This window comes from Ruegeria sp. CDSC002 (assembly GCF_059610905.1).
In genome coordinates this window covers 192,218-207,418 of sequence record NZ_JBXWOM010000001.1, presented here as the reverse complement: position 1 = coordinate 207,418, position 15,201 = coordinate 192,218, and the positions used below count along the sequence as shown (strand labels likewise).

The 15,201-nt window shown below is 57.2% G+C and carries 17 protein-coding genes; all 17 read right to left on the bottom strand.

Annotated features, from left to right (window positions below; genetic code table 11):
- Positions 1-133: 133 nt before the first annotated feature.
- Positions 134-1,555, bottom strand: coding sequence for an AMP-binding protein (locus AC2FJE_RS01110; protein ID WP_496753996.1), 1,422 nt, complete (start codon positions 1,553-1,555; stop codon positions 134-136).
- Positions 1,548-2,393 (bottom strand): hypothetical protein, encoded by an 846-nt coding sequence (locus AC2FJE_RS01105; protein ID WP_496760489.1) that lies wholly within the window; start codon positions 2,391-2,393, stop codon positions 1,548-1,550. The genes AC2FJE_RS01110 and AC2FJE_RS01105 overlap by 8 nt, the downstream gene beginning before the upstream one ends.
- Positions 2,390-3,721, bottom strand: coding sequence for a hypothetical protein (locus AC2FJE_RS01100; protein ID WP_496754000.1), 1,332 nt, complete (start codon positions 3,719-3,721; stop codon positions 2,390-2,392). Before AC2FJE_RS01100 ends, AC2FJE_RS01105 begins: the two co-directional genes overlap by 4 nt.
- A complete protein-coding gene (locus tag AC2FJE_RS01095) occupies positions 3,718-4,818 on the bottom strand; it encodes a BtaA family protein (RefSeq protein WP_496754002.1) in 1,101 nt (366 codons plus the stop codon). Before AC2FJE_RS01095 ends, AC2FJE_RS01100 begins: the two co-directional genes overlap by 4 nt.
- The gene (locus tag AC2FJE_RS01090) at positions 4,811-7,267 is read right to left on the bottom strand and encodes a PEP/pyruvate-binding domain-containing protein (protein ID WP_496754004.1); all 2,457 of its coding nucleotides are present in this window, start codon (positions 7,265-7,267) and stop codon (positions 4,811-4,813) included. Before AC2FJE_RS01090 ends, AC2FJE_RS01095 begins: the two co-directional genes overlap by 8 nt.
- The gene (locus AC2FJE_RS01085; RefSeq protein WP_496754006.1) at positions 7,264-8,175 is read right to left on the bottom strand and encodes a UbiA family prenyltransferase; all 912 of its coding nucleotides are present in this window, start codon (positions 8,173-8,175) and stop codon (positions 7,264-7,266) included. The genes AC2FJE_RS01090 and AC2FJE_RS01085 overlap by 4 nt, the downstream gene beginning before the upstream one ends.
- Positions 8,172-9,359 (bottom strand): hydroxymethylglutaryl-CoA reductase, encoded by a 1,188-nt coding sequence (locus tag AC2FJE_RS01080; protein ID WP_496754008.1) that lies wholly within the window; start codon positions 9,357-9,359, stop codon positions 8,172-8,174. Before AC2FJE_RS01080 ends, AC2FJE_RS01085 begins: the two co-directional genes overlap by 4 nt.
- An 845-nt stretch (positions 9,360-10,204) precedes the next feature.
- Positions 10,205-10,522, bottom strand: a complete 318-nt coding sequence (locus AC2FJE_RS01075) for a hypothetical protein (RefSeq protein ID WP_496760487.1) — start codon at positions 10,520-10,522, stop codon at positions 10,205-10,207.
- On the bottom strand, positions 10,522-10,707 hold the full coding sequence (locus tag AC2FJE_RS01070) for a hypothetical protein (RefSeq protein ID WP_496760485.1): 186 nt from the start codon (positions 10,705-10,707) through the stop codon (positions 10,522-10,524). Before AC2FJE_RS01070 ends, AC2FJE_RS01075 begins: the two co-directional genes overlap by 1 nt.
- 23 nt (positions 10,708-10,730) lie before the next feature.
- A complete protein-coding gene (locus AC2FJE_RS01065) occupies positions 10,731-12,467 on the bottom strand; it encodes a phage tail tape measure protein (protein ID WP_496760483.1) in 1,737 nt (578 codons plus the stop codon).
- Positions 12,467-12,733: a hypothetical protein gene (locus AC2FJE_RS01060; protein WP_496760481.1), complete on the bottom strand. Its 267-nt coding sequence runs from the start codon at positions 12,731-12,733 to the stop codon at positions 12,467-12,469. The genes AC2FJE_RS01065 and AC2FJE_RS01060 overlap by 1 nt, the downstream gene beginning before the upstream one ends.
- Entirely contained in the window at positions 12,720-12,890 is a 171-nt protein-coding gene (locus AC2FJE_RS01055) for a hypothetical protein (RefSeq protein ID WP_496760478.1), read from the bottom strand. The genes AC2FJE_RS01060 and AC2FJE_RS01055 overlap by 14 nt, the downstream gene beginning before the upstream one ends.
- Positions 12,887-13,054 carry a hypothetical protein gene (locus tag AC2FJE_RS01050; RefSeq protein ID WP_496760476.1) on the bottom strand — a complete coding sequence of 56 codons (168 nt, stop codon included), beginning with the start codon at positions 13,052-13,054 and terminating at the stop codon, positions 12,887-12,889. Before AC2FJE_RS01050 ends, AC2FJE_RS01055 begins: the two co-directional genes overlap by 4 nt.
- Positions 13,055-13,067: 13 nt before the next feature.
- Positions 13,068-13,250, bottom strand: coding sequence for a hypothetical protein (locus tag AC2FJE_RS01045; RefSeq protein ID WP_496760474.1), 183 nt, complete (start codon positions 13,248-13,250; stop codon positions 13,068-13,070).
- Positions 13,237-13,482: a hypothetical protein gene (locus AC2FJE_RS01040; RefSeq protein WP_496760472.1), complete on the bottom strand. Its 246-nt coding sequence runs from the start codon at positions 13,480-13,482 to the stop codon at positions 13,237-13,239. Before AC2FJE_RS01040 ends, AC2FJE_RS01045 begins: the two co-directional genes overlap by 14 nt.
- Positions 13,483-13,582: 100 nt before the next feature.
- Entirely contained in the window at positions 13,583-13,810 is a 228-nt protein-coding gene (locus AC2FJE_RS01035; protein ID WP_496760470.1) for a hypothetical protein, read from the bottom strand.
- 4 nt (positions 13,811-13,814) lie between these two features.
- The gene (locus tag AC2FJE_RS01030; RefSeq protein WP_496760469.1) at positions 13,815-15,200 is read right to left on the bottom strand and encodes a phage major capsid protein; all 1,386 of its coding nucleotides are present in this window, start codon (positions 15,198-15,200) and stop codon (positions 13,815-13,817) included.
- Between the last annotated feature and the right edge of the window lies 1 nt (position 15,201).

Sequence of the window (15,201 nt, the reverse complement as noted above, 5' to 3'; positions counted from 1 at the left end):
AAATTTTCAAAAATGGGCGGGAAGCTGCCGTTCACCGCGCGAATTAAGCCCTATTTCTCGCATTGCGAGCGCGGACACTCAGGCTTGAATTTCCCGACCAACTAAAAACGGTGCGGCTTCGGCCCATTTTTCATCAATAACCCAAGATGCGTTCAAGTTTCGCGCGATCAACTTTGGAGGCGTGACGCTTGTCCATGGGGATTTTGTCAATTGAAATCACCTTGGGGACACCAAAACCAAGCGCACAACTACTCCAAGCCTCAACTTGACCAGGTAACCCTTGAACGCAAAGAGCCGGGCCTTCATTCGTATTTATTAGTGCGCAGTGTTCTACACCCGACCATTGCCTTGCCGCGACTTCGATTGCGAAGGGAAATAGTGAACCTGAGTTTACCTCAATTTCGGACCCCGTCCGCCCCCATAACCACAATCGTCCGTGTTCGTCCAACGTGCCAGCGTCACCGGTTCGGTGCCAAACGACGCCGCCTTCTTTAATTTTGTTTTCCACTGATTGGGCCGGATCAAGATAACCGTTGTTCACATGCGCCCCTGCGACCTGAATTTCATTGTCGCAAATACGGAGCGTGATCTCAGGCACTGGATATCCGACGAGAAGCCCATGGCCACCGGACATCCGACGGGAATCCTCCTCCGAGATGTCCCTGGCGTCGAGATGGGCAATCGGTTCGGCCTCGGTCGATCCGTAGACGCAAACAACTGAAAGCCTGTGCCGGGTTCTCAACGTCTCCACCAGGTCCGGGAATACCGGGCCACCGCCCGTGAACACCGTGCGCAACGGACCGGTGTCGCCGGATTGAGCAAGTTTTTCACAAAGTGACGGCGGGATGAGGGTTCGGGTGATTTGCTGCACATGGATCCAGCTGTCCAACTGTTCCGGCGACAAGCGGTCCAGCTTGCTCAACTTCCAGTTCGGGAGAACACTTGTGCGCCCAGCCGCCAGATTGATCAGTGTGAACACCGGAAAGGCCACCAGATCGCGCTCGGCATTGTTGCTGGCGAGGAGGGGCGCGATGGCATCGTGCTGCGCCATCAGAAATGCATGCGAGCGGGGAATGGCTTTCGGCTGGCCCGTCGTCCCGGAGGTGAAAGAAATAAGGGCGATATCCTCCGGTCGAACCTCATGGACCACCGGATCGCAGCGACTTGCCCCCGGCTTCAGCAGAGGTAGGGACCAAAGGTTCGGAATCAGAAACTTCAGCAAAGAATACGCGCCCGCTGCACAGAACGCTTTTGGATTCGTGGTCCGGGCGGCATGACGCAGACCGGCCAACCCCATGGCCGGTTCCGGCAAGACAACAGTGGCGCCAAGGGACCATAGGGCGGCTAGACTTGCATAAAGGTCCGCATCGACAGGCATGGCCAAAAGTACACGATCACCTGGTTGGATACCCTTGTCCTGCCACCTACCTGCCAAGTGCTGAACCCGCGTGTGCAGTGTTTGAAAACTAATCTGGCGGCCCTTGCCGTCCACTATTGCGGTCCTGTCCGGAAACCGTTCAACCGCAGCCGAGAAATGGGCGAGCAGGTCAGCCATTCAGCTTCCGCCCAAGCAGGGAATATCGACGGAAAATCGTTGCACCTTCCGCGGCACTGCGGTCGGCCGAGTTATTGTCATCATGGATCAGCGCATGAATGGCGGTGTCGTACCCCATGCTGAATGCCGTCTTGTGGAACCTGTGTGCCAGATGCCGCCCGGCGCCGGGTTCGAGACTTGCATAGGTCTTAAGGATTGCGGATGTCGGATCGGGGCCTTCGGCATAGTTGGGAATGCCGAACAGAAACCCGGCCAATGACCCGTCGCGGCGGCGCGCAAACAGGATCAACTCGCGCTTCATCATTGGCACAACCGGCATATACATGGCCAGAAAATCCGCCTCGGATATCGGCTTGTAGAATGCGTTCTTTGAGAATGCTCGGGTTGAAAGTTCGAATACCTGGCGGAACAGGGCCTCGGGATCTGTTCCATCCCACTCTTCCACCACGAACCTTTCGGTTTCCGGCGGTGCCGACCGGGCGGCGGCCTGCAGTGGGACTCGGGCCGAGAAGTACCGGCTGATCTCTGTAAATCCTGCCGACCGGAACATCTTGGGCTCATGAGGTTTGTTGGTGGGTTCCATCAGGAACGGAGCAGACCCGTCGCTGCCCGAGACAAACCGGTAACTGTGCCAGGTATCGCCAGACATCGGCCCGATGATGCGGTCGAGGCCCGTGTCTGTGACCAGCAGCGCCCCCTTTTGCAGGATTTCGGCGCCGGCCTCGGGGGTTTTGCAGGAAAAATCACCGAAGGTTGCGGCGGGAACGCCGTCCCAGTTTGGGCCGTTCAGATACACGGTCAGCTTAGCATCGGCCGTTTTGATGGTCTCTTTGGTCATGAAACCACTCCGGCAAAGAACCGCGCTCCAAGCGATCCAGCAACGACCCAAACATAGTAGAGCAAGGGCAGAGCGAGGGCCAACAGCGTCAACCTAAGAACCCGGTCTTTTCCGAACCAGTGTGGCCGGGCCAATGGAACCGCAACTGTGCACAGCAGTGAGAGCAGGGTCAGAGCCGTCAGCGGCTCAGCCCAGTTCGACTGTTCAGAATTCTGGGAAACAGCCCAAGTCCGAATTATGAACAGGAAAGCCGCAGCAAACGGTATCGCAATAGGATTGGCACACAGCGCCACAGCAGTGAGCCCCATAGCCAACCCCATCGCACTGAGCCCAAAAAAAGAAATCGCATCCCATCCCGTTGCATTTCCTGCCGCAAGCCAACCGAATCCCAAAAACCCTAAGGCGGCTACGATATCCAGATCGGGGTACTTACTGTCACAAGGAGAAGCGGTGCGCGCCCAGCCATGTGCGGCAAGAACCATAATCGGCAGTACTGTGTTCTGCAGTTTAGCGGCCGCAAGCAGCAAAAAAACCGCGACAACATACACACGGGTCGTATGCTTGGTCAGGCCCAGCTTGGTTCCCACCACGCCGAAACTGGCAAGGGCGGCAAAAAACATGGCAGCCAACAGGGCGAGCTCTGCCAAAGAGCTGTGATAGTGGCCGTTCAGAAAAATTAGCAAGCCAAGCGGCAGGAACAAGTTATCAAACCCCCGCCAACTTTGCGCCTCGACCAATGTGCCAAAGGCCGCAACCATAAGACACAACATCATGACGTTAGATGGCGGGAGTTTCGACAAGAACAAGAAGCAGATGATCGCAACCAATAGCGTTACGACAAAAAACACTACTGACCCTTCTAAGCTCTTGTCACCATCTTCCACCACGTAGCGTTTGGTTCCATACGTGGTCCCGGCAAGCGCTGCGGCAGCATCCGCGAGTGTCAGAACTGCGATTGGCAGCAAGTAGAACAGTATGTTTTCGCCCGCCAGCAAGAAGCAAAGTCCAACGGACAAGGCGAGTAGAAAGTCTCCGTAGGATGTGCGTTCGACCCCGTGAAGGGTCGCGCCAAGACCCGATGAAAAACGCGGTAGGCGCAGCACAAGCATCACCAGCATTGTGGCTGCGATCAGCATATAAACCGGCCAGCGATCGGGAAAGAGCCAGGGCAGCAGCAACGCAAAGAGGCCCGTGCTGACATGCATCAGCTTGCGCTGCACTTCGGGGCTTAGGCCCGCCGTGTTGGCCAGACTTCGGATGACCATCATTACTCCGACAAGAGCCAATACGGACCCCGCCGCCAGCAGAACTTGACCAGGAACGGTCACGGCTGCACCTCTTCTACGACGAAATCCGAATAGAAGAATGCCATGTCACGGGCTTTCTGCTGCGTTTCGATGTCGGTCAGGGTGTCTATCTGATCCCTGTATTCCGGCGGAACCCGCCGGGGTGCCATCATGTTCCAATAGACCAGTCGGGCGTGTGGCTCTGCGGCGGTTAGGATGGCACCGTAAACCTGTCGGAAGGTTTCGAGCGACATGTACTCGAAAATGTCGGAAAGGTTGAACACGCTGGCTTTCTCACCGGCCGACACAAAAGCCTCCAGCGATCCGAGGCGAACGTCCAGACGATCCAGCCGAGATCGGATCGTCTCATAATGTTCGGAACGCCATGCTAATGGCAGCGCGTTACCGTGGTTGCCCTTAAGAATCCAATGCAGATAAGGATTTTGAGACGGATCGGTGGCGACCCCCGCATGACGGATGCGGCGGGCGACATGTTGGGCCGGGCTGCCTTCGACATGATCGAAAAATGCGCTGTCCCGACCCATGCGCCCCATGACGAAGCGAGAAAAGAAGATGTTCAGCAGAAGACGCCAACGGAATGTGTTGAACCGCGTGTCGAAAAAGGTTTTCCGTGCTTCTGGGCTGCGTGGAGTGAACACTTCGTCGATGGTTCGGCGTGAATGCACCAGCGGCAAAAGCCGGGTCCGAAAGACGCGAAAATAGCGTTCAAATTTGCCGACGCCCCCAATACCGTATTTTTCGACCTCCGGAGTCAGAGCCTCCCAGAAGGCGCGCGTGTCGGCATCTGTGGCATCCAAAACCCGGCCCAGCAATGCATCCCGTCGGGTACTTGGACGCGAGCCAGTAAGCTCGATGAATTCGGAATGAGTCAGCCGCTGATAGGCCGCGATTCTGAGTTTGAGGCAGGCGATCTGCGCCGGTGACAGGTCCAGAACCACGACGCGCGCGGGATCGAGTGTCAGCATAGCCAGCGCATTGTCTCCGGCCGAGCAGATGGACACCAATGTCTTGCCCGCACAATCGCCCAATGCAGAAGTCAGGACATCTGCGTCCTCCCACAGTTGGGCATAGCGGATATAGTCGAAATCCGCCTTATTCTCAATCTCACTGCTACCCATCGTACCGCTCCACAGCGCCGCTTGCCCCGTCGACCGAGATCATCTCTCCATCTTCGATCCAGGTGGTGGCCCCTTTCAGGCCAACGACGCAGGGGATACCCAGTTCGCGGGCTACAATCGCCGAATGTGACAACAAAGACCCCCGCTCGACGACGATGGCCGATGCGTTTGAGAATACGGCGATCCAGCCCGGGTCGGTGTGGCGCGCCACCAGAATGTCTCCGGGGTCCAGAGCCTCAGTGCGTGGATCGCGGATCACACGCGCACGCGCCTTGATCTGTCCTGCAGAACAACCTGTGCCGTGCTTCACCCGTGCTGTGTCCACTTCGAGTTCCGCGCATTCGGACCAGATCGGCGCGATGGCGGGACCACGGATTTCGATGCGTTCCGGCGGGTCGGGGCGTCGGGACGAGGCTTCATCTTCGTGTTTGCGCCGCGCAACGATGCCTTTCAGATCAGGTGACAGGCTATAGCCTTCGACTGCTCCGAGAACCTCATGTGATGTCAGGAAAAACACATCCTTTGGTGATGAAAGCAGATCGTGGGCGGCGAATTCCCGGCCGATACCCAAAAACACACGCCGCGCATAACCAAAGATTCGCGTGCGTTCAAAACGCAGGTTTTCGCGGTCGCGCACACGAGCCTTGGTCCAGCCCAGGATCCATTTGGCCGACTGCCGTTTGAGGGCGTTTGTCGGAAACAATGCTTGCCAATCCGGCTCGGCTCCTTCCTGACGCCCGGGCGGGGGACGCTCCGCGCTGGCTGCAATGGCCAGCAAAAGGCTGGTCGGATCGTCGCGCAGCGGAACGCTTTCCAACTTGAGCTCTTCGGTGCACCGGTCGCCGAATTTTTCAAGATACGCATCAACCTCGGCTTCGATTTGCCGGTGCCCGGACAAAACCGACAGCTGCGCGTTGGCCTTCAAAGTTGCGGCAAGACCTGCCTCCCGAACCAGCTTTCCTATTTGGGCAATGCGCTGAGCGGGTTCTGCCGAAACGATATCGCCTTGCCCGATCATGAGGTCATTGTGCAGGGTCAACCCGTCCTCGCCCAGCCACTTTTGTAGCAGGTTGCGCGAGCCGCCAAAGGCAATCATGCATAGAAAGTCGTTGATCAGCGGGGCGTCCCAACGATCCAGCAAGGTGCTTTCGATGCGCCGGTACTCGGCCGCCAGCTCGGTAGCGTTGGAGGTGTTCACATCCAGCCCCGCCTGCAATATGTCGTTCAGCCTGTGATAAAAATTGCGCCGGGTCTGCGGCAGCCGGACAGCCTGCCAGATCAGACCGCCCGCAACCTTGGCGAGTTTCGCGTATTCCACGACCCTGGTCCAACCAGTGGTGGGGGGCGGAGCAAGAGCATCCGTGACCTCACGCGGCATCGGTTCAGAAACGCCCATCATCGTTTCCATATAGTCGCGGTTCTGTGAAAACCCGGGCAACAGTGCCAGCGCGCGATACCAGTTGATCAGATTGTAATAGGCACGCCCATCCACCCGCCCCAGCAAATTGTCAAAAACAGTTGGGTTCCGGGCAACCGTGTGCCGGGAAACGCCCAGCAACCTGACGAAAGCGCGATACACCTGAGAATAAACATGCAGAGCAAAAGAATAGGTCAGCGGGCTGACGATGCCCGGATAGCTTTCTACGATATTGGAGTTGTCGAAAATAGTAAGTGTCTGGTCTTCGAGCGGCTCAGGACGTAAGGGCGTGGTAATCGGTCGGGCCTGCAAAATATGTAGCCCTTGCGCATCAATGGCCCATTCGATGTCCTGAGGTGATCCAAACAGAGCTTCGGCCTTTTGGGCAAGGGCCGCGATGGATTGCGCCTCGTTCACGTTCAAATGTGTTGGGGTGTCTGGTGCGCTTTCCGGTGTGCCATCCGCACCGATGATCCAGTCCTCTCCGTCCGCTTCACCTGACACAAGCTGGTCTGCAAGGCCTTCAATGGCCGAGATCACGACCACATTGCGCCGACCACTGACCGGATCGGCGGAAAAGGCGACACCGGCCGTCTTTGCATCGACCATGCATTGTACGATGATCGCAGGAGCCTCGGCTTGGCCGACGGATTTGACCGCCCGGTAGGTTTCGACCGTTGCCGAGAAACCGGATTGCCAAACCTGCTTGGCAGCCGCGATAACACTTTTGCCCGGAACGTTCAGGACAGAATCGAACTGTCCCGCGTGACTGTGATCCACGCCATCTTCGGACCGGCCAGAGCTGCGCACCGCGTAAGGCCCGGGCCCAAGCGTTTTAAGTGCGTAGGTCACAGCCGATCGCAGGCCCTTTTTCGCGATGGGCCCGGACTGCCCCATGCGAAATGCGTCATTAGTGATGACAAAGAACTCGGGTGGGGAAAAACCGTGCTGCGTCAGATGCGACAGTGCCGCCGCTTTGCCTCCGACAAACGGGACATCGTTGGCATCCGTTTGGGCGACGATGAAAGTCATACAGCGGCTCCGAACAAGAAGGGCAGGAAACCAGCCGTGGCATAGCAGAAAAACACCCAAAGGCCGGAAACAGTGTCCATCCTGTTCTGGGCTTTCTCAGTTGGTGACTGACTATAGCGGAATACGGCAGCCCCGCAGGGAACCAGCGCCAGCGCGCCGATCAGGGCACTTGGCCAGCCAACGCCTGTGGCGCTGCCCGTTGCGACAAGAAGCGCGTAGGACAGCAGGACGCAGCCGATCCAGATACGCCCCGCCGGACGCGGACCCCATAGGGCGGAATAGGTGTCGACACCGGTAATCTCGTTTTCAGGAGCCCACAGTTTGCGCCCGATCTCAAGGACGCAGCCATTCACAAAGGACAACGCCAGGAACAGCCACAGAGAGGGTGCCGCACCGCCTGCTGGCAGCCATTCGAGACCGGTCAGCAACAGATCAATCAAGGGCATGATCGCCATATGGCTTAGCAGGTACAAAACCGGCCGCGCCTTCAGCCAGGCCGGGACACCGAATTCGACAGTCATCGCCACGAGCCAGATCCAAACCGCGCCCAACAGCCACAAAACCGACGGGTGCCAGAACCAGGCAGCCGTAAAAGCCAGTGGAATGGTCAGCAAACCCAGGCTCAGAACTTCGCCCGGTGAGACCAATCCGCGTGGGATCGGCCTTTCGGGCCGGTAGCGCCGGTCGTCTTCGGCGTCCTTGAACTCGTCACAGACCCGCATCTGGAAGAACAACGCCATGGCCAGTACAAAGCCGACGGCAAAGGCGGGCCATTCGGGTAGGGGGCGGTCTGCCAGACGGGCGGACACGCAGATACTGGCCGAGGAAAACACCAGCAGCAGAGGGACGGTTTTCTTCAGCGGAAAACGCTCGGATTGATAAATCCAGAATCGGTTCTGAATGCTCATCTGTGGCGGGCCAGACTTTCATGGGCGCGGGTGAAATGGCCTGCAGCAATCGCGGCGACGATGGAGATTTCACCGCACAGGCACGTGGCCGCGGCCACTTCAGCTAAAGCTGTCCCACTCCCGCTGCCCCGTAAGCCGAGTATGTTCAGCGCTGCTGCCTGGCTGGGCAATCCAGTGCCCCCGCCGACCGAGCCAACCAGAATGTTAGGAAGCGTCACCGAGCAGAAAAGATCGTCGCCCCTAGGTTCCATTCGCGTGACTCCCATTGCGCTTTCGGCAACGCAGGCCGCGTCCTGTCCGGTTGCAATGTAGAATGCCGCCAGCCCGTTGGCATAGTGCGCCTGCGCCCCAAATTGGCCGGACAAAAGCGCCCCCAGATTGGCGACACGGCCATAGTCAAGCATCGCTTCGACCGTCGTTCCAAGCGTCTTTTTAACAACCTCAGCCGGGAGCGTGACCGAGGCGCTGACCTTACGCCCGCGCCCCGTCACCAGCCCCAGCGCCGAAGCCTTTTTATCCCCCGAAAAATTACCTTCGACATACCAGTTCTCAATCGCGACAGGGCAGCTATCCGCGATTGCGTGGCACAAGGCGTCGGTGGCGATGGTCACCATATTCTGACCCGCTGCATCACCTGTGGTGTAGCGGCAAATCAAAAAAACGACGTTTGTATCAATGAACGGCTCCAGCGATACAAGCTTGCCATGACGGGTCGTCGCTTCGGCCGCAGATTTGAGCATGTCGACATTTGTCACAACCCAGTCCACAAATTGCCCGGCCTTAAGAAGGCTCTCGAAAACAAACGCCGGTGTCCGTAGAACACCTTCGTACAAAACAGCTGTACTAACACCGCCCGACCGGGTGGCGGCATAAGCGCCCCGGGCATAAGACGCGACCAGCGCTGCCTCGGTTGTTGCGAGGGGGATATGAAAATCGCCGTTTGCGTTCATTCCGTTCAAGCGTAAGGGTCCAATGACCCCGACAGGAAGCTTAACCGTGCCGATAAAGTTCTCAATATTGGTGCCATAGGTTTCGGCAGCTTCTACCGTTTCCGGATCAGCGATTTGCGCTTGATCCTCGTCGCTGGCCGTGGGTTTCAGCTGCTCCCAAAAACGCGCGACCATCTCTTGTGTAGGCTTGCGGGACGGGCGCAGTGTTGAAAACTCGGCATTATTGGGTGCCATCTGTTTCGGTATCTGATCAGCGTCAAATCGTGCCCTGATGCGTTGAAGCATTTCCCGAACATGAAACGGAATTATCAAGAGTGCACTCCAATAGATTTTCCGCAATAAGCGATTACAATCACAATCACAATCTGATGCGTATGCAAGTTACTAATAGATCGACTAATGACCAGCCAAATTTTCTTTTATCAAGTATTTGATCCGAAAGGGTCTCGTATATGTTGCGTTTGATAGTTATTTCTGTTCGATAAGCGTATCTATTGCCAAAACAAGCACAGATCGTGAGAGCCGAACACTCTTGCGAGCATATCAGCAAGAGCCCAAAACTTGGATGTAATCCATTCAAAAGTTTAGCTGCTTGAAGTGTCGATAGAGAGACAAATAGGATTTGCTGCCGCCCTGCCTAATATAGGAATGATCGAATGTCCGGTGTGGCCGAATAGAGGCTGCAGGAAGAGGCTCGCTCACCTGTGCAGATATATTTGCTGAAACTGAAAAAAGCTGATTTGGTATTTCTGAACACAGACCCCTCTGTTGTTTGACGAAAAGAACACCGATAGTGAGTGATGCTTCGCACCGTTGACCAGGGTATGTGGCGGTCTTGGGATAGTGGCGGAGAGACAGTCCGCCATCATGGGTGCGTAATGTATTGGATTCGCTTTGGTTAAATACCAGGTGGGTGCAATGGTCCACCCGAAAGTCCACCCGAGTCGTAAGTTCGCCCGCCCCGGAACTGACAGGTAAAGGGGCGGGCTGGACCTACAGGCCGATGTGCGGATGCGGAACGCACAAAGGAATAAACAGCCTGCTTGGTCGTCTCGGTTGGTTCGGTTATTGTCGTACCATTACGGAACCAATGTGAGGCGTGGCGGTGATGCATCGAACTGGTAAGCAATGGGCATTGCATTTGACATCGACAGCAGCCGCACAAAGTCATTCCACCCGGCCCGCATTACAGCCGCGATCATATCCGACGCATTCAGGGCCAGCGACACCCGGTACTGGTCCAACACGTCAAACTGGTCCCCAATCCGCACGCACACGATCAATTCGGGCCGGTGAAGGCACTCACGTACCGAAACGGCTACACTGACGCCTGCGTCTTCAAACGGTGACAGGGCATCGACCAACTCGGCCCGTATATCACCAGCAAAACAATCCATCAGAAACCGTCCATCGCCCGTTCCATGCGGGCTATCTCATCCACGTCACCAGACGCGCGCACACGGCCCATAGCCTGCCGCACAAGCCGTCTGATGTGCCAAGCGTGGCGCCGGGTCATCTTGGCTATTGGCTGGCCGTCACGGTCGCACCGCCACAGATGGCCGTCGATGCGTGCAAATGTCATACCATTGAGCGCGTAAAGCTGCATCAGGTCACACGGCGACGGCTGGTATAGCCTTGCTCCATCGACCGGGCATACTCACCCGATCCGGTCTGCATCGATCTGCTGAAGTCTGTGCGGGCCGCTTGGCGTGCGCGATTGACCGCGATTTCGATCACTTCATCATCGGAACGCACGACCGATACGTCAGCACCGGCATTGTTGTTGATGGTGATGCTGGGACCAGAGACGCCTAGCTGACCGCTGCTGTTCCGTTGCAAAGGTACGATGGCTTCGGGTCCGGCCTCGCCCATCAGGCCCATGCGACCGCCCGTCATAGGGAAAGCTGTCGGGCCGTTGACCACACCGCCGTTGGCGAACGGTACGACGTTGCCCTGATCGAACGCGGCACCCTTGGCGAACGCCCCACCGGCTGCGGCTCCAAAGTCGATACCGGGAAAGGCGATTTTCAGGCTGTTCATAATCGCCATTTGCAGGGCGAGTTTTGCGAATTCTCTGACCATGCTGGTGACCAGTTCTTTCATACGAATTTCACCCTCCGCCAACTGATCGATGAATGTGCTGATACCGTTCTGAGCCACACTGACAAACGCGCCTTCCAGATCGTTTTTCATCACGTCGGCCCAATTGTCGTACTCGGCAATCGCCTTTTCGACCTGTGGTAACAGTCGCTGGATTGCGCGGGTCTGTTCGTCAATCTGTTTGGCTGCGCCCCCGCCACCACGACCACCCGAAGTCGCACGTTCAGCCGCTTCAGCCGCACGGCGTCGGGCTTCCATAGCCTGCTGATATGCCGTTTCAGCCGGGTCGGTGAAATCACCCAATGCTTGCGGTGGTAGATTGCCCTGATCGACCTGATATGCCGCCATAGCGTAGGTCATGATCTGGCGGTGCGCGTCGGCCCGTTGCCGTTCCAAATCGAGTAGTTGTTCACTGACACCCAATGAGTCCGACAGGGTGACCAATGTCTGTTCGACTTCGGTCGTCAGGACGCCACGCAACCGCAGTTCTTCGGTGATCCGGTTCAGTACCTTGGCACGTTCACCCGCTTCGGCTTCGATCAATTCCGTGTACCGCTGCTGGACGAATACGGCTTGGTTCAGGCTGGTCAGACCTTGTGCCGAAAACTCTTGCATCTGGACCTGTAGCTGGGCGGCGACCTGTGACGCGGCCACATAGTCCCGCATCGCCTGTTCAAGCCCCACAGCATCCAGCAGGGCTTGCGCAGCGGTGGATTCTCGCTGACGTTCGACACGCTGCATCAGAGACAGGATATTGACGTATTCGCTGGCCTGTTGGTTGATCGTATAGGCCAACGCCTTTTCAATCTCATTCAACCGTTCCGTGGCGTCTGCCAATTGCTTGGTTGCGTCGTCTGCCGACATAGTTTCATCGGCAAACAAACCCATTTGGTTGGCCAGAGGAATCAGCAAGGCGACGGCGGTACCGATGGCGGCACCCCAAAGACCGAAACCACCGGCAAGCTGTGGTAGCTGCTGCCCCATAACGCGCGTCCAGTGCGTTCCCATTTCAAGCTGAACGATCATGTCCTGAAGCTGGAAGGAACTGTTCATCATTGACGACCGCATTTGACCCATCGACCGGGTAGTTGCGACCGTGGCCCGTTGCATCCGTTTACCCAACGCGGCCTGTGCGCGGTCGGCCTGACGAACTACGTCGGCCAATTCTTTGTCTACTTTGTTCAACTCAGCCTTCAGGCTGGTGGCGTCACCAGTGAGTTTTAGTACGACTTCCTGTGCCATTACTGGACCATCCTTTCAGTACCTGGAATTTGGTAACTCAATATCTTTCGAACCAGTTCATCGGGCTTGTTCGGATCGATCGGTTCAAGATGTTCCGTCAGGGCGCGCAGATCGGTTGGGAAATGTTCGGGCCGGGTCTGGGACCACAGGACGCGACACAAGTCGGTGACCTGTGCAGCAAACTGGGTGTTGTCTTCACACGAAAAGGCCAGCTTGAGGGACAAGCCGGTCAGCGTGTGTATCTGATCCCAATCAACGGCGTGCATAACCTGCTTCCCGTTCCATCACCTTGGCGGCGGTGACCATCCCGGCCTTTCGGCACTCGGCAGCACGGGCCAATAGCTGATCGCGGGTCAGTCGCTGCGCTTCACGGCTGTTCACGTTGATCTGACTGACCTGTGTGGCATCACGCTCGCTTTTCATTCCGGTACTTCCCAATCTTCCAGCGCACGGTCGACAATGGCCAATTCGTTGTCGGTCAGATCACGACCAACAACCTCAGAGGCGCGCTTGATCAATTCTTCGCGCATCAGGCGCCGGGGTTCTTCGTCTTTGCGTTTACGCTTGCGGGGCATATCGAAAGCCATCCTGTCAGTTCTCCTATGGGGTTAGGTCAGCGGCCAGCACGTAAATGTTCGACCAGACCGCTGGCCCGTTCGCGTGACTCAGTCCAAGCTGCACGGCGGGTGTTCCGGGTACTGGCATGTTGATGTCATAGTCATCGACTTCGATGGTCACGCCTTGCTGTACGCCTTGTTTACTGGTGCGTTTAACTCTGGCCATCGTAAGTTCTCCCCGGTGTGAGTTGGGTTGTGTAATCCATCATCACGCGGTTGCCCTGCGCGACAGGATGCGGGTGCGGTTCGTCACCGTCCTTCATCCAGCCGATCATTCGGGTGCCGGTGTAGACCTTGGACATTCCGACCCGCTGCGGATCGGGTTCACGACGCATGGTGGCCGATGTCGCCAAGTCTCTGACGTATTGGCCCGCTCGGTTGTAAATACGGATGTTCATTTTTCCTTCCCTTCCTTCGGTGCCGGTGTGAACCCTTGGCAATTCGGAAAGCCGCAGTCGGGATAACCACAGTCGGGATAACCACAGTCTGGAAAGTTGCTCATGCTGCAATTCCTTCGCTATCCAGCCGCGCCATAAACGGCTTTAGCGCGGTATCCACAGACACCACGAAATCGGGCGTGGTGGGCTGGTGATAGGTCACATCGCGTTCAATGGCCGTTGCGACTACTTCCCGGCTTGTCCGGTGCATGACGGCAGCGCAAAGCCTGTGCTGGCCGTCACGGTCGATGGCAAGCAAGAGGTTCGGGGCAAGGGTCGGTTCAAACATGCGATCAGTACCCCGCTGTGGAAACCCACGCGACCGCGTCCGGGTGCATTTTGTCCCAGCTTGCGCCGTCCAGAACGGTGCGGATCGCGGTGCTGTTGGTCTGGAACATGCTGCGGACCTGTGTGGGCGGTGTGGTCGTGGCGGCATCGCTGATGTGGATCGCTTCCCCATCATCGACCGCACCGTCCTGATTGGCATCCATGGTCGGTGCAGCGACCCCAGCATCAGCCATGGCCAGCGTGACAGTGGACGACAGATCGATTTCAGGAATGCCAAGCAGGGCGAAGACGGAATTACCGTCAAACATTGTCATTACGTATCCGGGTGCGTTGTTGCTGGTGACCAGCGGGACACCCAGCACCGACCCCTTGCTTTCGATTTCGTCGCGGAACAAAAACTGACCGTCAACCATATGAAATTGCAACTTGATGGCGGTCGTCACATCGGTGACCAACACAGGACGACGCGCGCGGTATTTGACCATTTCGGTGATCAGGGCGACCAGATCGCGCAATGGATCGTTAAGGGCTGTAAGCGCGGCCACACCGTTGCGGATACCACTCGGCATCACACCGGCCAGTGCCGCATCTTCGGACATGAACTTTTCATCCAGTGCCACCGACAGATCGTCCAAAATGAACTGTTCGGCCACGCTGGCGATATTCGGAACTGATGTATTTGCCAACTCATTGCTGAAGGCACTGATCGCGGCCAGCTTGTGCCGGAAAAGGGTTTTTGATGACAGCGCACCTTGAACCACGGGGATGGTCGCGCCTTCGGTGATCCACGATGCCCGAAGCGCACCTTCGTTATTATGCGCACGGCTCGGGATGGTCAGCGAACGGTTGTCACCGAACTCAAGGCCATTGATCAATGTGCGGTCGATCAGTTCACCAAGGATGCTGATCGGGGCCATCTTCGACCAGAACCCCAGCACATCCGACATGACCAGTTCTGCGGCCCAACCGGCACTTGTGGTTGTTGCGCCGGTGGTCGCATCCTTATTGCGCATCATTCCCTTGGCGACCTGACGGGCCAAGCGGTGCGTGTCGCCACCCAGCAGGGCTTCCAGCGTGTCTTCGACGGGGGTTTGCTTGGTACGGCGCATAAACTCGGCTGTGACGCCCGCTGAGACACACTTCAAAAGGTCTGGGCGCTTCATGCCGACCTTGACCGTTGCGGGCCGTGGTGCCTGCACCGTGACCGCAACAGGTCGATCAACCTGCGATTTCAGCGCTGCGTTTTCAGCTTTCAGGGCGGCATGTTCGCGGGCGATCTTCGGTGCGTCTTTGGCCACGGCCAGTGCATCATCAAACGCGGCCTCTTTTACGGCCCTGTCAATCTCACGCTTTGCACGCTCATCAGTGCTGCGACGGGCGGTGTTGCTCATT